Origin of the sequence: Stenotrophomonas sp. DR822 (assembly GCF_019793815.1) — a bacterium.
Taxonomy (GTDB): Bacteria; Pseudomonadota; Gammaproteobacteria; order Xanthomonadales; family Xanthomonadaceae; genus Stenotrophomonas; species Stenotrophomonas indicatrix.
Genome location: NZ_CP081826.1, coordinates 3,278,949 through 3,297,468 on the forward strand (window position 1 = coordinate 3,278,949; position 18,520 = coordinate 3,297,468).

Here is an 18,520-nt window from a genome sequence, read left to right on the forward strand (position 1 = left end):
GCCGGATTGCAGCGAACTTTTTCGACGTGGCAGCTTCACAGCACAACCTGGAATCCACGATCGGCGATCCGCTGGGCGTCCCCGCAGGCAAGCTCCCGCGCGCGGCGCACTGGCTGGCGCAGATCGGCCTGTTCTGCATGCCGGCACTGGTGCTGACCATCCCGATCAACCTGTTGCCCTACGCGCTGCTGCTGCTGGTCAGCACGGCGATGGTGCCCGGCCTGCTGTGGCAGGCCCGACGTATGGACAAGCAGCCGATCAAGGTTCTCAGCTGGCTGATGCTGGCGGTGCTGTTGATGGCCATCGTGTCGGTCGTGCTGTTCGAACAGGGCCTGCGCGATGTCGACAATCGATCCCGCTTCCTGGTCATCCCGTGGATCGCACTGTGGGTGTGTGCGCTGCGCCCGGACATGCGCTGGCTGTGGCGCGGTGCATTGGCCGGGCTGGTGGGCACCTTCGTGCTTTCGGCACTGCAGGTGTTCCAGGGTGCGGCACGCGCCGAACTGTTCACCAACGCGATCGTGCTCGCCGACATCGTGATGATGCTGATGGTGCTGCTGGTGTTCTGCCGGCCGTCGCGGCGCTGGTCGCTGGTGATCGTCGGCATGGCTGCGGGTTGCGGGACCATCATCCTGACCGGAAGCCGGGGCGTGTTCGCGGCCCTGCTGGCGTTGCTGGTGGTGCTGGCACTGAGCCTGCGCTGGCGCACCGGCGCGGCGCGTCTTTCAGTGCTTGCCGGCATGCTGGCCATCGGCGCGACCCTGCTGCTGTCGGTGCCCGAACTGCGCCACCAGGTGCGGTTGTCCGAACTGCACAGCGATGTGCAGCGCATGGAGCAGGGTGACAGCGACTCTTCGGCCGGGGCGCGCGTCGAGCGCCTGCAGGTGGCGTGGGAGACCTTCCTTGATCATCCGCTGACCGGAGTAGGCATCGGCCACTTCGACACGGCCATGAAGCGGGTGCCGGCCTGCCGCGAGAACCCGCAGGAAGTCCGCTGCCACCTGCGCCATGCGCACAACGATCTGGCCGAGTGGGGGGCTACCCAGGGCCTGCCGGGCGTGTTGCTGCTGCTGGCCGTATATGGCGTGCCCCTGTGGGTATTCGTGCGCCTGCACCGGCGCAGCGGGCATGCCACCTTCCGCGGCCCTGCCGCCGCCGGTGTGATGGTGGTGGTGTCCTACATCCTGTGCGGCCTGACCCAGTCGATGTTCGCGCACCAGATGACCGCCAGCTTCTACGTCACCATCGTTGGCCTGCTGACCGGCCTGTCGATCGTGGAAGGTGCCCGGCACCGGGCAGGGATCGCCCGATAGCATCCGGCCAGGTTCAACCCTCCACTCAGGGGTTGGGCGGATCGGACACGGCCTGACCGTTGCCCAGCATCCACAGCATGATGGTCTTCTGGCGCACGTAGTTGGCGCGCACATAGGCATATACCAGGCCATGCCAACCGTCGCGGAAGCCGCCACGGAACAGGAAGCCGCGCCAGAACCGCCAGGCCGGGGCCAGCACCAGCTTGCCGAGGGTGGCCCGCTTGCCACGCGCGAACTCGTGTTCGGCCATCATCCGTGCGTACTTCTCGGTCTTGGCCAGCTGCTGCTGCAGCGAGCGGTAGGGGAAGTGGATGAGGTCCCCGCGCAGGGTGCCGACCGTGCCATCGACACTGGCCGCCTCATGGATCTCGCGCTTGCCGCGCCAGCCGCCGTGGCGGCGGTCGAACAGACGCAGCACCCGGTCCGGATAGGCATTGCCGTGGCGCAGGAACCTGCCGAAGTACTCCGACAGGCGGGCGAAACGGTAACCCGCATGACCGGCAAAGCCGCCGTCGCGGGCCTGCTCGATGGCCGTGCGCAGTTCCGGGCTGATGCGCTCGTCGGCGTCCAGGCACAGTACCCAGTGGTGGGTGGCCTGCTCGACGCAGAATGCCTTCTGGCTGCGGAAGCCATCGAACGGACGCTGCAGCACGCGGGCGCCAGCCGCCTCGGCGATGGCCACCGTGGCGTCGGTGGACTGCGAGTCCACCACCACGATCTCATCGCAGAAGGCCAGCGAGGCCAGGCAGTCGCCGATGCGCCCAGCCTCGTTGAACGCGATAATGCAGGCCGAGATGCGAGGCCGTTCGATGGGAGCGGTCGTGGAGGACATGATGGCCGGGTACCTGTTGTTTGCGACGGAGCGCTATGCGCTACCTATTCTCGCCCCGTTGGTGCAGGCCTTGCACGCTTCCGGCCAGGAAGTGGCCGCTTGGTTCGAAGATGGCGCGGCTGGCAGCCAGCTGCCCGGCGTGCCCAACATCGGCCTGAAGCAGGCCCTGGCGATGCGGCCGCGGGCGGTGTTCAGCGCGGCCAACTGGGTGCCGACCTTCCTGTCGGGGGCCAAGGTGCAGCTGTTCCATGGCTTCAACGTGGAAAAGCGCGACAGTGCGCGTGGCCACTTCCGGGTGCGCGGCATGTTCGACCTGTACTGCACGCAGGGCCCTGCCACCACCGCGCCGTTCCGCGAGATCGCGGCAGTGCAGGGCCATTTCGCCGTGGCGGAAACCGGCTGGCCGAAGCTGGACCCGCTGTTCCGCGACGACGGTGGCGACAGTGCCGCGCTGCGCAGTGCAGCCGGCGGCCGCCCGGTGATCCTGTTCGGTTCAACCTTCACCGAGCGCTTGAGCGCCGCCCCGCACCTGCATGCGCAGATCGCCGCCGACATCGCCGCCGGGCAGCACTACTGGCTGCTGACCCTGCACCCGAAGTGCCCGCCGGAACTGTTCGAACGTTACCGCGCGCTGGCCGGCGCCAATGCACGGTTCATCGAACCGGAGCAGGTGATGGCTGCCCAGCGCGCCGCCGACGTCCTGCTGTCGGACACCTCATCGATCGTTTCCGAGTTCATCGTCCAGCACAAGCCGGTGGTGACCTTCCGCAACCGCGTGCCGAAGCCGCACATGATCGATTTCGATGATCCGCAGCAGTTGCCGGCCATGCTGGCGCGCGCGCTGCAGCCCGACGCGGCGCTGCAGGCGGAGATCGTGCGTTACGCCGATGCCATCCACCCCTATCGCGATGGTCTGTCCAGCGAGCGGGTGATCGCCGCCACTGAGGATTTCCTGTCCGGCGAAATGGGCGTGCTGCGTCGCAAGCCGTTTGGCAGCTGGGTGCGCGACCTGCAGATCCGCAAAGACCTGGGCTACTGGGGGCCGTCGCAGCGGTGATGTGGGTAGCGCCGGCCGCTGGCCGGCAACCACCGGAATGCCCTGCGTTTGCCGGCCAGCGGCCGGCACTACCGTTCACCCACGCCATGCGTGGGTGGTGAAGTAGATCCACGCCATGCGTGGATGGTGAAGTAGATCCACGCCATGCGTGGATGGCGGTTCAACGATCGGCCGCGCTACCAGCGCAGCTTGCGCCGTGCCAGCGCCGTCGCCAGTTCTTCCATCAACGCCTGTGCACGCGCCTGCGGCAGGTAGCGCAGTGCCAGTGCCACATCGCCATGCGCACCGGCGGTGTCCAGCTGCAGGCTGGCCGTACCCAGCAGCTTGTCCAGCGGCGAGCGCTGCAGGCGCAGGCCCTGCACCTTGTCCAGCTCGGCCCAGCGCCACCAGCGCTTCCACCAGCCGCCGCGCACCGCCACGAACTGGCCATCCAGGTGCCAGCCCATCCGCACCATCTGCCGGTGCGCGATCAACAGGCTGACCGGCAGCCAGGCCAGCAGTGCCAGGGCCGGCAGGCCCCAGCGCCAGTACAGCGCGGCGGTCAGCAACGGCACCACCAGCAAGGTGGACAGCGACAATCGCCACCATCCGCGTTGCGGTATCGGTTGCCACTGCTGCGGCGGCCATTGCAGCTGCGGCAGCAGGTGGCGCACCAGTCCATCGCAGGCGCTTGCGCCAGCCAGCGGTGCCAGTTCGCGCAGCGCGCGGTCGTCGTCGCGCGAGGGGCCACCGGCAGCGCTGTCGATACGCAGCTGGCGCAGCCCGAAGCAGCGTTGCAGGGTGCTCTCGCCCAGCGTCCATGCCTGGATGCGGCGGCGCGCGACGCTGCTGCGGGTGCGGCTGAGCAGGCCGGTGGAGACGGTCAGGCGCCGCTCGCGCTCGCTGAGGGTGAAGCCGTGGTAGCGCAGCAGCGTCAACACCACCGACAACACGCGCAGCAGCAGCCAGCCCAGCAGCAACGCGGCCGCCAACAGCACCAGCCCGCCGGTCACCCCGGCATGCAGGTGGCTGGCGTAGCCGAAGGCCTCGCGCCCGCCACGCTGGATGGCATCGTCCATCACCGGGCGCGGTACGGTCTGGAACAGGACGCCGAAGGCGGCGATCGCCAGCGCCCAGCCACGGTTGGACAGCAGGCCCATGCGCAGCACGTCCCAGCTCGACAGGTGCAGCAGTACCTGCTCGTCGTCGGATGGCACGACATCGGCAGCCGGCGCGTCGCCCGGCGTCGGCTGGGGCGCCTGTCCACGCTGGCGCACCAGTTGTTCCAGGGCCAACGCCTGGTCCAGCCGCAGCACGCGCATCTCCGCTTCCGGACGCACCCCGCCGGCCGATTCCAGGCGCAGTTCGGCAACCCCGAACAACCGGTGCAACGGGTTCTGCCGCACTTCCACGTTGTGGATGCGGGCGAAGGGAATCTCGCGCCGGTTGCGCGCCAGCAGGCCGCTGCGCACGGTGATCGCATCGTTGCCGATGCGATAGCGGTAGCTGAGGTACTGCAGCACCGACACCAGTACCAGCGCGGCGATGGCGGTCAACGGGATCAACTGTGCCCACATCGGATCGCGGTCGCCGCGTTGGCCGAACACCAGCAACGCGACCAGCGGCAGGAAATAGTGGCGCAGCTGCATCAGCAGCACGAACAGCCACGACCACGGATGCAGGCGATGCTCGTCGCCACCGCTGGGCAGCGAGGGCGGCAGGGGCGGGGGCAGGCTCACAGGGCGTCGGCGTCCTGGTCGAGCTGATGGGCCAGGGTGTCACGCAGGCGCTCGGCATCGGCTTCGTCCAGGCCGCTGACGGTGACCGCACTCAGGCGGGTGCCGGCGGTGTGCACGATCAGCGTGGCCAGGCCTGCACGCCGCTCCAGGGGCCCGCGACGCAGGTCCAGGTGCTGCACGCGCGAAATGGGAATGCGTGTCTCCAGCTGCCACATCAGGTCGCGGCGCAGGCCCAGGCCCTGTGCGTCCAGCCGCCAGCGGGTGCGGGTCAGGCGCCGATGGCCGATCCAGGCGCCGAAGACGAGGCCGACCAGCAGGCCCAGCATCGCTGCCCACGGGCCACCGGGAAGATCGAAGAACCACCAGAGGGCCGCCAGCGGTGCGCCGGGGATGAACAGTCCGCCGAAGGCGCCCTCCAGCGCCGCCAACCGGGCAGCGCGCCGCGGCAGGGGTTGCCAGTGGTCGAGGGGCATGTCGGCGGCAGCAACAGGCAAGGGCAGTGGCAGTTCGGTCACGCGGGCGTCCGTCGGGCAGCAGGGCGGGCAGGCGCGGTGATGGCCGCACCGCGCAGACGTTAGCAGGTCGCCCGCGTTACTGGGCGGCCTGGATCAGCGCGTCGACATCCAGCAGATGGCCGGCGCGGTCGGCCTTGGTGCGCAGGTAGTGCTCGTTCTCGGCGGTTATCTCGCCGGTGACCGGAATGCAGTCCAGCACTTCGATGCCGGCATTGCGCAGGCGCTGTGCCTTGGTCGGGTTGTTGCTGAGCAGGGCAACACGGGATACACCCAGTCCGCGCAGCATCGCCACCGCGCTGCCATAGCGGCGCTCGTCGGCGCCGAAGCCCAGCTGCGCATCGGCGTCGATGGTATCCAGGCCGTCATGCTGGTAGCCGTAGGCGCGCATCTTCGCGGCGATGCCGGTACCGCGGCCTTCCTGGTCCAGGTACAGCAGCACGCCGCCGCCCAGTTCCTTCAGTTTGCGCAGGCCGCGCCGCAGCTGGTCGCCGCAATCGCACTTGAGCGAACCGAACAGGTCGCCGGTGAGGCAGGACGAATGCACGCGCACCGGCACCACGGCGGACAGGTCCGGTTCGCCGACGATGATCGCAACCTGGTCGCGCTGGGCGACGCCACCGCGGAACACCGCGAAGGTGGTCATGCCGACGTCGCGCAGCGGCACCGGAGAACGCGCCACCAGTTCGTAATCATGTGCGGCGTGCGCGGCGCCTTCGGCCAGATCGCACAGGCCGACCTCGGCCGCGCCATCGAACGTGGTGTCGTCTGCATCCAGGCGCACGGCCACCATCGCTGGCAACAGCAGGCCCAGCCGGGCCAGCTCCACCGCGCCGGCATCGAACGCATCGCCTGCGCTCCAGGCCGCGGGCATCGGTCCGGGTTCGCGCAGGTAGCCCAGCGAGGGCAGGGCATCGAAGGCAACGCCGGCCAGCGGCAGGCGTGCGCCCTCGGGTGCCTCCACGCCGAGCACGCGGGCGCGGGTGGCGGTCAGGTACAGGTAATGGCGCTCGCGCGCGGCACTGGCGAAGGCGGCGAAGCTGCTGGCAGTGGCGCTGTCCAGGGCGATCACCGCCAGGCGCTGGCCCTGGCCATCGTGGAGCAGGACCGGGCGACCGGCGCGCAGTTCGGCGACGGCGCGCTCGCAGCGGATCGCTGCCGGATCACCGAACAGGGAGGGAGCAGACATGGCAGGACCGGGGGAGGCGGACATCGGTGTCTCTATGGGGGCGCCAGCGTCGTATTCAACGTGCTGCGGCGGTGTGTCGCAGGCCGGTGCAGCGGCTCTCAGTGCGGATGTTCGTCGGTCGCGTACGGGTCTTCCTCGCCGCTGCCCGGTGGCCGCAGCGTATAGCGCTTGTAGGTCCACTGGTACTGCGCCGGGTCGCGGCGGGCGATGCGTTCGATGCCAGCGTTGAGCGCGGTGGCCGCCACGTGCGGGTCCGGATCGGCCACGGCCGGGTCGGTCGGCTCGATGTGCAGGGCAAATTCCATGTCCGGGCCGATGCGCTCGCACCAGCCATACAGCACGGTCGCGCCGGTGCGCTCAGCCAGGCGGTTGACCAGGGTCATGGTCAGTGCCTGCACGCCGAAGAACGGCACGAACACGCCGTCGCCGGCCTTGGGCTGCTGGTCGGGCAGGATGCCGGTGGCACCGCCGTCCTTGAGCACCTTGAACAGCTGGCGCACGGCCGGGCCTTCGGCCCGCACCTGCTGCACGTTGTCGCCGCCGCGCACGATCTGCAGGAAGGCATCGCTGGCCTCGTCCTCCGGCGGCTTGTAGACGATGGCGATCTGCCCGCGCGAGGCCAGCCACTGGTTCAGCAGCTCCCAGTTGCCGTAGTGCGGGGCCGCCACGATCACGCCCTTGCCGCTGGCCAGGGCCGCGTCGTACAGGGCCTGGCCGTGGCGCTCCTTCAGGTGCAGGCGCAGGTTGTCGGCGGGCTTCCGGCTCCACAGGCGCAGGGTCTCGATGGCCTGCAGGGCGGTGGAGCGCAGCAGTTCGCGCTGCAGGCGGTCGCGTGCCGGTGCGTCCAGCTCGGGGTAGGCCAGCTCCAGGTTGCGGCGGGTGACGCGGCTCTCGCGGGCATCGAGGCGCACCCACGTCCAGGCCAGGGCGCGCGCGAACCCGCGCAGCAACGGCCAGGGCAGGCGGGCGAACAGGGTGGTGGCGCGGTAGACCAGCCGGGCTTTGCGGTGTGGATTCATCGGCCCCAGTTTAGCCAAGGGCGCTGCTATCGTGGCCGGCCCCTTGCCTGGAAGCCCGCCGATGCTCGTCCTGATTCAACGTGTCAGCCAGGCTGCCGTGCATGTGGAAGGTGAGGCGGTGGGGCAGATCGGGCCCGGCCTGCTGGCCCTGGTCGGCATGGAACCGGGCGATACCGAGGCCCAGTTGCAGCGGATGGCCGAACGCCTGCTCGGCTACCGTGTGTTTGCAGATGAGGCCGGAAAAATGAACCGCTCGCTGCGTGATACCGGCGGCGGCCTGCTGCTGGTCAGCCAGTTCACCCTGGCCGCGGATACCCGTTCCGGCATGCGGCCGAGCTTCACCAGCGCGGCACCGCCGCAGGAGGCTGAACGCGGGTTCAATCGATTTGTCGACATCTGTCGTGAAAATCACGCGCCGGGGGTGGAAACGGGCCGCTTCGGTGCCCATATGGTCGTCAGCCTGGTCAACGACGGTCCCGTGACCTTCCTCCTCAGGCCCTAGGCCGCCGGGACCACCGCCCGGCAGGCCGGGCCCCGGGCTGGTATAATGCTACGTTCCCTATTTCCCCCCAGCCGGTGGCGCGAGCACTACATGGCCAACGAACGTCCTGCCCAATCCGAAATCAAGCAACTGATCAGCAAGGGCCTGGAACAGGGCTACCTGACCTATGCCGAAGTCAATGACCATCTGCCCGACGACATGGTCGATCCGGAACAGATCGAAGACATCATCGGCATGATCAACGGCATGGGCATTGATGTCCATGAAGTTGCTCCGGATGTGGAAACCCTGCTTCTCAACGACGGCAACACGGGCAACCGTGAGGTCGACGACACCGCAGCCGAAGAAGCTGCCGCCGCGCTGAGCGCGCTCGACACCGAAGGTGGCCGTACCACCGACCCGGTGCGCATGTACATGCGCGAAATGGGTACCGTCGAGCTGCTGACCCGCGAAGGCGAAATCGCCATTGCCAAGCGCATCGAAGAAGGCCTGTCCCAGGTCCAGGCCGCACTCGGCCAGTTCCCGGTGTCGGTCGAATCGCTGCTGACCGATTACGAAGCGCACAAGGAAGGCCGCAAGCGCCTTGCCGAAGTGATCGTCGGCTTCAACGACCTGACCGACGACGTGCCGGCCCCGGCCGCTGTGGTGGCCGATGACGCGGACGACGCCGATGCCGACGCCGACGAGGAAGAAGACGATGTCGACGGCGGCGATGAAGAAGCCGCACCGACCGGTCCGGATCCGGAGGAAGTGGCTGCGCGCATGCAGGCGCTGGGCGATGCCCTCAACGCCTTCAAGAAGGCTGCCGCCAAGGGCGACAAGAAGAACCTGCCCAAGCTCCGCGAGGAGATGTCGGCGGTGTTCGTCACCCTGAAGCTGCCGTTGCCGCTGACCGACGTGCTGACCAAGCAGCTGCGCGACACCATGGGCAGCATCAAGGCCCACGAGCGCCGCGTGCTGAACCTGGCCACCGTCACTGCCCGCATGCCGCGCAAGGACTTCATCCGTTCCTGGGAAGGCAACCAGACCAACCTGGAGTGGGTGGAAGACGCACTGAAGCGCAAGCAGAAGTGGTCTTCGGCGCTGCGTGAAGTGAAGGACCAGATCGTGTCCGAGCAGCAGGCCACCATCGACATCGAGAAGGTCACCCTGCTGGACCTGGACGAGCTGAAGGAACTCAGCCGTGCCATGGCCTACGGCGAAGCCAAGGCGCGCAAGGCCAAGAAGGAAATGGTCGAGGCCAACCTGCGCCTGGTGATCTCCATCGCCAAGAAGTACACCAACCGCGGCCTGCAGTTCCTCGACCTGATCCAGGAAGGCAACATCGGCCTGATGAAGGCCGTGGACAAGTTCGAGTACCGCCGCGGCTACAAGTTCTCCACGTATGCGACCTGGTGGATCCGCCAGGCCATCACCCGTTCGATCGCCGACCAGGCGCGCACCATCCGTATTCCGGTGCACATGATCGAAACGATCAACAAGTTGAACCGCATTTCCCGCCAGATGCTCCAGCAGTACGGCCGCGAGGCTACGCCGGAGGAGCTGGCCAAGGAAATGGACATGCCGGAAGACAAGATCCGCAAGGTGATGAAGATCGCCAAGGAGCCGATCTCGATGGAAACCCCGATCGGCGACGACGAGGATTCCCATCTGGGCGACTTCATCGAGGACACCAACGTGGAGTCCCCGATCGAGAACACCACCAACATCAACCTGTCTGAAACCGTGCGCGACGTGCTGGCCGGCCTCACCCCGAGGGAAGCCAAGGTGCTGCGCATGCGCTTCGGCATCGACATGAACACCGACCACACCCTCGAGGAAGTCGGCAAGCAGTTCGACGTGACCCGCGAGCGCATCCGCCAGATCGAAGCGAAGGCCCTGCGCAAGCTGCGTCACCCGAGCCGTTCGGAGCAGCTGCGCAGCTTCCTGGATATCGATTGATTTCCAGGTAGTGCCGAGCCATGCTCGGCAACGGCTTCTGTCGAGAAAAACCCCGCCTTGGCGGGGTTTTTCTTTGGGGGATCCGGTGTGGAGTCGTGGCCATGCTCGGCCGCGGCTGGTGATGACGCATCCGCCCTTTGACGTGCGGAGATGACAGACGCACGCTGGTGATTCAGGTGCTCAACACACCTCGTGGGCGGGCCGGATCACCGGCACCGAGGCGGACGCGCTGCGGGGACACGTGCAACGCGTGTATCTGCGGCATCACCCCTGTTGAGCATTGGAGCTTGGCCATGAAGGCTGTTGAACATGATGCGCCTGTTGTTGCTGCCCTGGATTTCCCGCCATTGATGACGTGGCAGGACGTCATGCAGGACGAACTGGAGGATCGGCTGGGCTTCGCCCGACGGGCCACGCTGGCGCTGCTGACGCAATCGGGAGAACAGTTGGTTGCGGGGTTTGCCGGTGGCAACCGGACGGGGTTGGAGAGCGCAATGAAGGCGGTGGCGCTGTTCCAGGCGCATCTGCAGGAGAGGGAGCGGTTGGCGGGGATGGCAGAGCGACGGTTGCTGCGTGTTGGCGAGGCGCTTGCTGCTGCCGACCGAGTAGCCGACTCCGGCCGTGCTCCACTACACTGTGACGCTGCGCAGGGCCTATAGCTCAACGGTTAGAGCAGGGGACTCATAATCCCTTGGTTCCAGGTTCGAATCCTGGTGGGCCCACCACGTTGATCGCGCGATGACTCTCCGTTGCATCACACCCTAGGCCAGCGCCAGGCCAGTACGCAGATCGCCATCGAAAGCACGATCTCGATCACTCCCAGGGTGATGTAGAACCACCAGGCGCCGGGCATCGTCAGCGCCATGATCGCGGTGTAGAACAGCCCCGACAGGATGTTCAGCCATCGAGTCAGTCGGGCCGGCGCAAGCAGGGATACCGCCACCATCAGGCCGGGGATGGCCAGCATCAATGCCGTGGCAACCAGCGTGCCCTCATTGACCGGACCGACCGGGCCCGCGCCGTTGATCATGCCCTGCAATTTGCCTGGCACGTAAAGGCCGAAATAGTCGCCGTAGATGTAGCAGAACATCAGTGCCGCCCACAGCGCGGACAGCTTGAAGCGGACATGGATACGGATGTCGTGCAGTGCGCCGGATGCCATCGGGAAATCCTCGGATGGGAGCGTCAGATTGTCGCGCGTACGCGTGCACGCACACCGACCACCAGCAGCCACAGGCAGATGCCGATCTCGCCCAGCGATGCGGGCGCGGTCGCGTAGTTGGAGAAGGCCATTTCGGCATAGCCGGGTATCAGCAGTTCGCCGAACACGTTGGCCGCATACCCCAGGCAGCCCAGCATCAACAGCACGCCAAAGACCTTCGGCAGCACGCCGGATTTGAGGACCAGCCAGCCGAACGGTAGCAGCCACAGACCCCAGAACAATGAAGCGATGTGGACGCCGTTGCTCCAGGACTGCAGTGACTGCAGGGCCATCGCATTGCGCACCTCAGGGGCAACCAGTGCGCTGAAGCGGGTATCGGTCAGCACCGCCAGTGCATCCAGCCGATGGCTTGCAGCAACAAGCGCGATAGGCACCGCCGTGACGGCAAACGCAACCATCGCCACCGCTGCGGCGCGATGCACGTGCTGCAGCAAACGGAACAGGACCAGGGGCAGCAGCAGGAAGGCGACCTGCTCGACCAGGAAGGCGGCAATACCCCACTGGAACAGCTGCTGGTGGGCCACCAGGTTGCCCAGCATTGCCTGTGGCTCACCCGCGACGCGCAGCTGCCCCGGCACATAGCCCAGACTGAAGATGCCGGTGACCACCACCAGCAGGTACACCGCACCCGCGCTGCGGCTGATTGCACGTTCCGTTGCCATGTCCGGTACCCGCACAGGCCCAGAAGGTGGGCAGCCCGCACGCTACGAGAAGCATCGGCCGACGGTGACTGCCAGAAGTCAGGGGGACAGCTGGCATCGAAGGTGCCGCGCCCCCGCCCGTGATCCCGGCTTCACGCCCCGCACGCTATCCACAGCGGTCATGGACCTCATACGACTGCTGCGATCGCTGGAAGAATTCCTCTACGAGCTGGTCGGCTGGCTGGTGTTCTATCCGCGGATGTTCTGGCGGGTACTGATTCATCCCGGCGAGGTTGCGCTCTACACCCGCCGCGAGCTCGGCAAGGATCCCGACCAAAGGTTCTCCGATGCGATCAGCCCGGTGCTGATGTTGATCCTGTCGGTGGCCGCCGCCCATGCGCTGGAGATGGCGATGCGCATGTCCTCGCCTCGACTCAGTACGCCGGTAGGGCAGCTGCTTTTCAGCAGCGAGCAGGGGCTGCTGCTCACCCGCTCTGCGGTGTTCTGCGTGTACGCGCTCGGCGCGGCACTGGGCACGCTTCGGCGCCAGCGGTTGCCCGTGAACCGCGAGACGCTGCGCGAGCCTTTCTCCATCCAGGCGTTCATCGCATGCCCCTTCGTGGTGGCACTCGCGCTGTCACAGGCGGCAGCCGCGTCCCCGGCACAGGCTGGCCCGTTCACCGCGACCTGCATCAGCGTGCTGGCGGTGGCGTGGTACCTGTGGGCCCGCATGCGGGCCTTCGTGGCCTTGAATGGAGGATCAGCGCTGCGTGCGCTCGGCGCGGTAGTGGTCTCGTTCCTGCTGACGACGATCGGGGTTGTCGGCCTGTTTGCTGCCGTCATCCTCTGATCTTCAACAGGGCGGCGATCACTCGAGAGCGTGATCGGACTTGCGCGGTGGCACTGCCGTGGCCTCACCGCGTTGCACGAGGTCGAAGAAATCCACTGCCTCCGCCGCCAGCGCATCGTGGGCGTCGAAATCCCAGTTCTGCTTGTACTCGCGGGCGAGCAGATCACAGACGGCCTTGGCCTGCTGGTAGGTCTGCGACTTCTCCCCGCGATCTTCCAGTTGGTCGCGGTGGATCTGGCACAGCATGAGCTGGTGGGCATCTTCGGCCCGCTCGCGCTCCCAGCCGATGTCGGGCAGGGCGGACAGTGATGAGGCAAGCGCGATGGCAATCAAAGGCATGATCCGGTTCCAGGCGGGGGACGGAACCTGAGCGTAGGTGATGGTGCAGTGCGCGTGGCGGCACGCGCGATGGCCGTTTTACGGGGTGTTCACCATTCGCAGCAGCATGGTGGCTGCGCTGAAAATGGTCATGCCGATGGCTCGCCTGCCGCTGGTTTCTGCTCCTGCCACAGCAGCAGCGCGTCCAGTGCCGGGCACAGTGCCTGCCCCCACGCACTCAGTCGATACTCCACTTTCGGTGGCACCTGCGGATACACCGTGCGCAGCACGATGCCGTCGGCTTCCAGTGCACGCAGCTGCTGCGCCAGCATCTTCTGCGAGATGCCGGGGATGAGCCGCTCCAGGTCGGAGTAGCGCTGCACCTTGCCGTCGAACAGGTGGAAGAGGATCAACAACTTCCAGCGGCCTTCCAGCAGTGCGAGTGCACGGGTCACGTCCGCGGCGGCGGTCTCAGGGGTATAGGCCTTTCTCATGGGGTGGGTCACTTACCTTCGGGTGCGTTCTTGTGGCGGCCACGGTGCGGTTCGAGAATAGCGCCAGTCCCGCCTGGAGTGCCTGCGATGTCGATTGATCTTCCCGCGCCGTTGTCCCGCTATTTCCTGCTGGCCAATGGCGAGCCAGGAGCGCACGTAGAGCAGTGCTTTGCCGCAGACGCGACGGTGCGCGATGAGCGCCAGCAGCACCAGGGACACACGGCGATTGCCGCCTGGGTGGCGCAGACGCGTGCGGCCTACCAGCAACACGTGGTCCCCCTGCAGCTGCACGTGCAGGACGGTCGCCACATCGTGTCTGCACAGGTCGGCGGCACGTTCCCGGGCAGCCCGGTGGTGCTGACACACGCGTTCACCCTGGAAGGGGGTGGCATCGTCGCGCTGGATATCCACTGATCCAGTGGCGGTTGCTTCCGGAGATCGGGTGGCACGCCGATAGTTGCCGATTGACGCGTAGCAGTACCAATGGATGGCGAACTCCACGCATGGCGTGGAGCTACTGGGAGCGGGGTGGAGCTACGGGGTCTGGAACACCGCCAGCTGTGCGGCGAAGGCGCGCTGGTAGGCTGGCCGCGCGGTCGCGCGGTCAACGTAGGCAGCAAGGTCTGGATACTCGCCAACGATGCCGCTGCTCTGCAGCCGCAGCAGCACCGACACCATCAGCAGATCGCCGGCGCTGAAGTCTCCGTCCAGCCAGGGTGCATCGCCCAGCCGGGCGGACAGCTGGCTCAGCCGCCTGCGCACGCGCTCGTCCAGCATCACCAGCCGTTGCGCGTACCAGGGCTGTTCGCGTTCCAGCACCCACGCCATGGAGCGTTCGACGATCGGCGGCTCCACGGTATTCAGCGCGGCGAACATCCAGGCGATCGCGCGCATGCGCGCACCCGCGTCGGCGGGCAGCAACCCGGGGTGCTGTTCGGCCAGGTGCAGCAGGATCGCGCCTGATTCAAACAGCACCCCGTTGCCGTCCTCGTAGGTGGGGATCTGACCGAACGGATGCCGCGCCAGGTGCGCCGGCTGCTTCATCTCCTCGAAAGAGAGCAGGTGGACGTCGTAAACGAGGCCCAGCTCCTCCAGCGCCCAGCGCACGCGCATGTCGCGGGCCAGCCCCTGGCCGCGGTCCGGGGAATGCTTGAATGCGGTCAGGATCGGTGTCATCAGGATGTCCATCGGCGTTGGCTGCCAGGTTGGCTGGCCTTTCCTCTCTCGACGCGCGGACGGGTCGGGAATCGACACCCCTTCGCCAAGCGAGGGGCCCGGCATCGCCGCCCCGGATGAACGGTTCACGTCGGACGATTCGCCCAGGAGGGTCGGTGACGCGATACTGACGTCCAGCACAGTCCGGGGAAAGTACGTGAGCACGTCCAAGCTGCCGCGCATCGTTGGGTTCGACGTGCCACGGCTTCACCAGCAGGTCGATGCGTCTGCTGATGAAGCCATCACCGCGCTGCTTGATCAGGCACCGGATGAGCGGTGGACCGGCCGCTTCCTGCAGCACTGCGCGACGCTGGCGTCGCAGCTGTCATTGGCGGAGGTGAGGGTGGAGGGCACCCGCATTGCCTTCCATGGCTCCATCGCCGATGCGCGTGCCTTGGCAGACGCGGTCATCGCGCTGGTGAACCGGTTGAATGATCAGCTGATGCAGGAAGGCAACCAGCTCGCTGGCGAGGAGTGATGTGCCTGCAGCTGGTGTCAGGCCGCTTGCGGGGCCAATGCCGGCCCGGACAGGCGGGCCCAGCAGCCCATCGCCATTTCCGCCGATCCCGGATGGCCACGCAGGCTGGCGCGCAGTGCGAGGCGTGACTGCAGGTCGGTGAGCCACGCCGTGCGCGTGCCGTGTGGGTTGCGGACATAGATGTCGCACGCCAGGCGGATGACCGGCGCGACTTCATGGCGGAAGTTGGTGGCGGGCAGATCGCCCGTCTGAAACGCAGCCTGCCAATGCTGCAGCTCGCGTTCGACGTCAACAAAGTCCTTGTTCGTGATGCGTTCCATGAGACTTCTCCTGTTGGAACGCCAACGTACACCTGTGCATGTCAGTACCCTGTGTGCGCGCAGCGTTGCCCATGGCGCTCGTTCATTAATCTTCGGCTTTCATGCAGTTGCGTAACCGGACGCGGCGCACACTGACGCTGCAGCAGATCGCTGCGGTGGAGCGCGGCCATGAACAACAATCCGCCGCAAGGCCGGACCGATCGCACCAAGGCCTCGGCCGGAACCGGGCCGGCAGCCCAGCATGGAAACGTTCGGGGAGCCTGCTGATGTCGTCCCATGCCCGTGCGGTAAGCCTGATGACGAAGATCATGTACCAGTGCCGTCCGGCAAGAACGACGACGATGGCGCGCTGCCGCGCCTGCCAGGCCCCCAGTCCGGGTGGGATGGAGTGCGCGCGTTGCCTTACCGAAGAACTCGGGGGCGTGATCGGCAACCGCGGTGCTGCGGCACGCTGGCTGGATTCGTTCCTGAAGGTTCAACAGGACGAGGCGTTCGTTTTCGTGTGTGCCAAGCGGGTCGAGGACACCGCGTCGGCGGGTCGCAGTCTGGATTGACATTGCGCAGGCGTATGCTCGAACTCCAACGGGAGCGAGCGTCATGTCTTTTCAGATCAACCTCTATGACAGGGACGGACGCGGGCTTCGCCTTCCCGATGGATGGTGGATCGACCTGCACACCGATCCCCCCGCGCTGGTCAATGGCGCTGTCCGCATCGATCTGCCTACGTCCACGCGCAACGAGCATCCTGATCTGCAACCGGACGTCCTGAACCATCTCCGCCGCCGTATTGAAGGTGCGCAATGGCTAACCTGACCTACCATCCGCCGCTGGGCGTGCGCTGGCTGACGTTCCGCCTGCGCAACGGTCAATCCATCGGCCCGGAAAAGCTGCGCGCCGTGTGGTCCGATGCCGCAGAAACCAACGACTGTTCGGTCCGCCGCGAGCACGTGGAGGGCGCGGGCTTCGTCTATGCGCTGTACGCACCGAGTGGGCTGTGTGTTCCGCGCCGGGCGGAACTGCGCATGCGGCTGTTGCTGGAAGAAGCGGGCTACGCGTTTTCGATGGGCGTGCTTACCGGCAGCCATCCTGCCTACGGTTGAGCGCAGGGTGATCTGATCGGCCCGGAGGTTGCTAGACTGCGCGCCCCGCGCGCTGCCGCAATCACGGAAGATTCCCCATGCCGAAGCTGTCTGCTCTTGCTGTTGTCCTGGCGCTCGCTGTCTGCGCGCCAACCGCACACGCCGGGGAACAGGACAGCGCCTCGACCATCGCGTTCAAGTCGATCAGCCCGGTGCTGAATGCCCTGATCAATGCCGGCGATGCGCAGGACCTGATGGAGCGGGCCGAGGAAGACGACGCCACGCTGCTGCAGTCGCTGGCGCTTTATCTGGCCGCAACCCGCGAAGACCCCACGTTGGCGCAGGCGCCGTACCACGCAGCGGCATTGTTCGCACGCCGCGGTGACGATGCGCTGGCCGAGCGCTATCTGCGCCAAGCCGATGAGCGTGGCATGTGGTTCGCGCCCGCGCTGGCCGACAACGATGACTTCGAGCACCTGCGCGGAACGCCGTTCTTCAAGCAGGTGCTGGCCAATACGCAGGCACGCTACGCGAAGGTATCGGTCGGCAAGGTAGGCGCCATCTCGGTGCTGCCCCCTTCGAAGGGGATTGCGATGTCGGCCTGTGCGCCGGTGCTGGTGTGGCTGCACGGCTACGGCATCAACGGCCACCTGGACAGCAGCGAGCAGCCGCTGGCCGATGCTGGTGTGGTGTTGCTGGGCATCAACGGTACGGAGATGCGCGAGTCGTTTGACAGCTTCAGCTGGACCGGCCCGTATGAGGGTACGCACAAGGTGGTGCAGGCGGGGCTGGAGCAACTGGCCGCGCGCCAGTGCATCGACCGCAAGCAGGTCTATCTGATGGGCTTCTCGCAGGGCTCGCAGCATGCCGGCGCGCTGCTGGCGCAGCATCCGGATGACTATGCCGGTGCATTGCTGGTGTCTCCGGGTGGCTGGCGCCAGCCGGTGCCCACGCAGAGCAGCGCGCACGGCAAGCGGGTGTTCGTCATCAACGGCGAGCAGGAAGGGCCGGCGAACCAGAAGATGAGCGCGGATTTCCGCGCCCTTTTCAGCGATGGCAACGAGCTCCGGTCGCGTACCCATGAGGGCGGTCATTTTTATCCGGACGACTGGAAGACCTCCTTCCCACAGGCCATCCGCTGGCTGATGGGCAAAGGCGGCTGAGCAGTGGGTTCAGGTGCAGTGAAGACGCCGCCTCTTCGGTGTGAGACGGTCGGGTGCCGTTGGGCAGCATGATCACCGCATCAATCGGTGCTCACCTGCGAACCACGCACGGTCGTCCAGTCTGGCGTGGCAGGCAACGGATACCACTGTTGTCCTTTCCCCAACGAGGAGACTACACATGAGCACCCAGTCCACCATCGAGCATCGCCTCAACGACCTGATCGAGATCGCACGTGATGGCAAGTCCTTCTACGAGGAAGCCGCAACCAAGGTGAAGGATGCCGAGCTGTCGGCATTGTTCGTCCGCATCGCCGGCGTGAAGGGCCGCATCGTGTCCTCGCTGAGCAGCTCGGTGGCCGCTACCGGCGGCAAGCCGGCCGAGCACGGCACCATGGTCGGTTCCATGCAGCAGTTCTACGGCAAGGTGCGTGCGGCCTTCGGTGACACCAACTACGGTTACGTGGCCGAACTTGAAGAGTCCGAGGATCGCCTGCTGGGCGCGTTCAAGGACGTCCTGAAGGACAACGACCTGCCGCCGGCGGTGCGCCAGGAAGTGACCCAGTGGCTGCCGGAAGTGCAGGAATGCCACTCGGTGATGCGCGACCGCAAGCATGCGATGAAGGCTGCCTGATCGCATCCGGCGATCGTCCCCCACAT

24 protein-coding genes and 1 tRNA gene are annotated in these 18,520 nt (G+C 66.6%); 14 read left to right on the top strand and 11 right to left on the bottom strand.

Annotation, left to right across the window (positions count from 1 at the left end):
• Nucleotides 1–26 precede the first annotated feature (26 nt).
• Entirely contained in the window at nucleotides 27–1,313 is a 1,287-nt protein-coding gene (locus tag K5K93_RS15030) for an O-antigen ligase (RefSeq protein ID WP_261311858.1), read from the top strand.
• Between the two features lie 25 nt (nucleotides 1,314–1,338).
• On the opposite strand, the gene K5K93_RS15035 is transcribed toward K5K93_RS15030, so the two are convergent.
• A complete protein-coding gene (locus K5K93_RS15035) occupies nucleotides 1,339–2,145 on the bottom strand; it encodes a glycosyltransferase family 2 protein (RefSeq protein WP_032976680.1) in 807 nt (268 codons plus the stop codon).
• On the opposite strand from K5K93_RS15035, the gene K5K93_RS15040 reads away from it, so the two are divergent.
• Complete coding sequence (locus tag K5K93_RS15040; RefSeq protein WP_093818103.1) at nucleotides 2,144–3,202, top strand: CDP-glycerol glycerophosphotransferase family protein; 1,059 nt, start codon at nucleotides 2,144–2,146, stop codon at nucleotides 3,200–3,202. The genes K5K93_RS15035 and K5K93_RS15040 overlap by 2 nt on opposite strands.
• 176 nt (nucleotides 3,203–3,378) lie before the next feature.
• Here K5K93_RS15040 and K5K93_RS15045 read toward each other — a convergent pair whose 3' ends face one another.
• From K5K93_RS15045 to K5K93_RS15060, 4 genes are all read right to left on the bottom strand, one after another.
• A complete protein-coding gene (locus K5K93_RS15045; protein WP_222388303.1) occupies nucleotides 3,379–4,920 on the bottom strand; it encodes a PH domain-containing protein in 1,542 nt (513 codons plus the stop codon).
• Entirely contained in the window at nucleotides 4,917–5,393 is a 477-nt protein-coding gene (locus tag K5K93_RS15050) for a PH domain-containing protein (protein WP_222391093.1), read from the bottom strand. Before K5K93_RS15050 ends, K5K93_RS15045 begins: the two co-directional genes overlap by 4 nt.
• 118 nt (nucleotides 5,394–5,511) lie before the next feature.
• Entirely contained in the window at nucleotides 5,512–6,645 is a 1,134-nt protein-coding gene (gene ribA, locus K5K93_RS15055; RefSeq protein ID WP_222388304.1) for a GTP cyclohydrolase II RibA, read from the bottom strand.
• Between the two features lie 74 nt (nucleotides 6,646–6,719).
• Nucleotides 6,720–7,640 (bottom strand): lauroyl acyltransferase, encoded by a 921-nt coding sequence (locus tag K5K93_RS15060; protein WP_025879049.1) that lies wholly within the window; start codon nucleotides 7,638–7,640, stop codon nucleotides 6,720–6,722.
• 61 nt (nucleotides 7,641–7,701) lie between these two features.
• Between K5K93_RS15060 and dtd the strand changes: the two genes are divergently transcribed.
• The 4 genes from dtd (at nucleotide 7,702) to K5K93_RS15080 (ending at nucleotide 10,808) form a co-directional block, all read left to right on the top strand.
• On the top strand, nucleotides 7,702–8,142 hold the full coding sequence (gene dtd / locus K5K93_RS15065) for a D-aminoacyl-tRNA deacylase (protein WP_032976683.1): 441 nt from the start codon (nucleotides 7,702–7,704) through the stop codon (nucleotides 8,140–8,142).
• A gap of 90 nt (nucleotides 8,143–8,232) precedes the next feature.
• A complete protein-coding gene (gene rpoD / locus K5K93_RS15070; protein ID WP_093818099.1) occupies nucleotides 8,233–10,083 on the top strand; it encodes an RNA polymerase sigma factor RpoD in 1,851 nt (616 codons plus the stop codon).
• 293 nt (nucleotides 10,084–10,376) lie between these two features.
• Nucleotides 10,377–10,742 carry a hypothetical protein gene (locus K5K93_RS15075; RefSeq protein WP_222388305.1) on the top strand — a complete coding sequence of 122 codons (366 nt, stop codon included), beginning with the start codon at nucleotides 10,377–10,379 and terminating at the stop codon, nucleotides 10,740–10,742.
• Nucleotides 10,733–10,808, top strand: a tRNA-Ile gene (locus tag K5K93_RS15080). The genes K5K93_RS15075 and K5K93_RS15080 overlap by 10 nt, the downstream gene beginning before the upstream one ends.
• A 29-nt stretch (nucleotides 10,809–10,837) precedes the next feature.
• Here K5K93_RS15080 and K5K93_RS15085 read toward each other — a convergent pair.
• Together K5K93_RS15085 and K5K93_RS15090 are read right to left on the bottom strand one after the other, a co-directional pair.
• Nucleotides 10,838–11,245: a DUF6326 family protein gene (locus K5K93_RS15085; RefSeq protein WP_222388306.1), complete on the bottom strand. Its 408-nt coding sequence runs from the start codon at nucleotides 11,243–11,245 to the stop codon at nucleotides 10,838–10,840.
• A gap of 23 nt (nucleotides 11,246–11,268) precedes the next feature.
• The gene (locus K5K93_RS15090; protein ID WP_222388307.1) at nucleotides 11,269–11,967 is read right to left on the bottom strand and encodes a DUF4386 domain-containing protein; all 699 of its coding nucleotides are present in this window, start codon (nucleotides 11,965–11,967) and stop codon (nucleotides 11,269–11,271) included.
• Here K5K93_RS15090 and K5K93_RS15095 point away from each other — a divergent pair.
• Nucleotides 11,966–12,796, top strand: coding sequence for a hypothetical protein (locus K5K93_RS15095; protein ID WP_222388308.1), 831 nt, complete (start codon nucleotides 11,966–11,968; stop codon nucleotides 12,794–12,796). The genes K5K93_RS15090 and K5K93_RS15095 overlap by 2 nt on opposite strands.
• 18 nt (nucleotides 12,797–12,814) lie before the next feature.
• Here the strand turns inward: K5K93_RS15095 and K5K93_RS15100 are convergent, their stop codons facing one another.
• Nucleotides 12,815–13,135 carry a hypothetical protein gene (locus K5K93_RS15100; protein ID WP_222388309.1) on the bottom strand — a complete coding sequence of 107 codons (321 nt, stop codon included), beginning with the start codon at nucleotides 13,133–13,135 and terminating at the stop codon, nucleotides 12,815–12,817.
• Between the two features lie 128 nt (nucleotides 13,136–13,263).
• Complete coding sequence (locus K5K93_RS15105) at nucleotides 13,264–13,608, bottom strand: helix-turn-helix domain-containing protein (RefSeq protein WP_154881112.1); 345 nt, start codon at nucleotides 13,606–13,608, stop codon at nucleotides 13,264–13,266.
• An 87-nt stretch (nucleotides 13,609–13,695) separates the two neighbouring features.
• Between K5K93_RS15105 and K5K93_RS15110 the strand changes: the two genes are divergently transcribed.
• A complete protein-coding gene (locus K5K93_RS15110; RefSeq protein ID WP_222388310.1) occupies nucleotides 13,696–14,022 on the top strand; it encodes a nuclear transport factor 2 family protein in 327 nt (108 codons plus the stop codon).
• 120 nt (nucleotides 14,023–14,142) lie between these two features.
• Here the strand turns inward: K5K93_RS15110 and K5K93_RS15115 are convergent, their stop codons facing one another.
• Nucleotides 14,143–14,784: a glutathione S-transferase family protein gene (locus tag K5K93_RS15115; protein ID WP_222388311.1), complete on the bottom strand. Its 642-nt coding sequence runs from the start codon at nucleotides 14,782–14,784 to the stop codon at nucleotides 14,143–14,145.
• A 4-nt stretch (nucleotides 14,785–14,788) separates the two neighbouring features.
• On the opposite strand from K5K93_RS15115, the gene K5K93_RS20295 reads away from it, so the two are divergent.
• The gene (locus K5K93_RS20295; RefSeq protein WP_261311859.1) at nucleotides 14,789–15,301 is read left to right on the top strand and encodes a hypothetical protein; all 513 of its coding nucleotides are present in this window, start codon (nucleotides 14,789–14,791) and stop codon (nucleotides 15,299–15,301) included.
• 17 nt (nucleotides 15,302–15,318) lie between these two features.
• Here K5K93_RS20295 and K5K93_RS15125 read toward each other — a convergent pair whose 3' ends face one another.
• A complete protein-coding gene (locus tag K5K93_RS15125; RefSeq protein ID WP_093818090.1) occupies nucleotides 15,319–15,621 on the bottom strand; it encodes a hypothetical protein in 303 nt (100 codons plus the stop codon).
• A gap of 101 nt (nucleotides 15,622–15,722) precedes the next feature.
• Between K5K93_RS15125 and K5K93_RS20300 the strand changes: the two genes are divergently transcribed.
• The 5 genes from K5K93_RS20300 (at nucleotide 15,723) to K5K93_RS15150 (ending at nucleotide 18,494) form a co-directional block, all read left to right on the top strand.
• Nucleotides 15,723–16,175: a hypothetical protein gene (locus tag K5K93_RS20300; RefSeq protein WP_261311860.1), complete on the top strand. Its 453-nt coding sequence runs from the start codon at nucleotides 15,723–15,725 to the stop codon at nucleotides 16,173–16,175.
• 43 nt (nucleotides 16,176–16,218) lie between these two features.
• Nucleotides 16,219–16,434 (top strand): hypothetical protein, encoded by a 216-nt coding sequence (locus K5K93_RS15135; RefSeq protein WP_093818088.1) that lies wholly within the window; start codon nucleotides 16,219–16,221, stop codon nucleotides 16,432–16,434.
• Complete coding sequence (locus K5K93_RS15140; RefSeq protein WP_093818087.1) at nucleotides 16,422–16,721, top strand: hypothetical protein; 300 nt, start codon at nucleotides 16,422–16,424, stop codon at nucleotides 16,719–16,721. The genes K5K93_RS15135 and K5K93_RS15140 overlap by 13 nt, the downstream gene beginning before the upstream one ends.
• A 77-nt stretch (nucleotides 16,722–16,798) precedes the next feature.
• Nucleotides 16,799–17,863: a prolyl oligopeptidase family serine peptidase gene (locus tag K5K93_RS15145; protein ID WP_222388312.1), complete on the top strand. Its 1,065-nt coding sequence runs from the start codon at nucleotides 16,799–16,801 to the stop codon at nucleotides 17,861–17,863.
• Nucleotides 17,864–18,041: 178 nt separating this feature from the next.
• Nucleotides 18,042–18,494: a PA2169 family four-helix-bundle protein gene (locus tag K5K93_RS15150; RefSeq protein ID WP_032952113.1), complete on the top strand. Its 453-nt coding sequence runs from the start codon at nucleotides 18,042–18,044 to the stop codon at nucleotides 18,492–18,494.
• The last annotated feature ends 26 nt before the right edge of the window (nucleotides 18,495–18,520 follow it).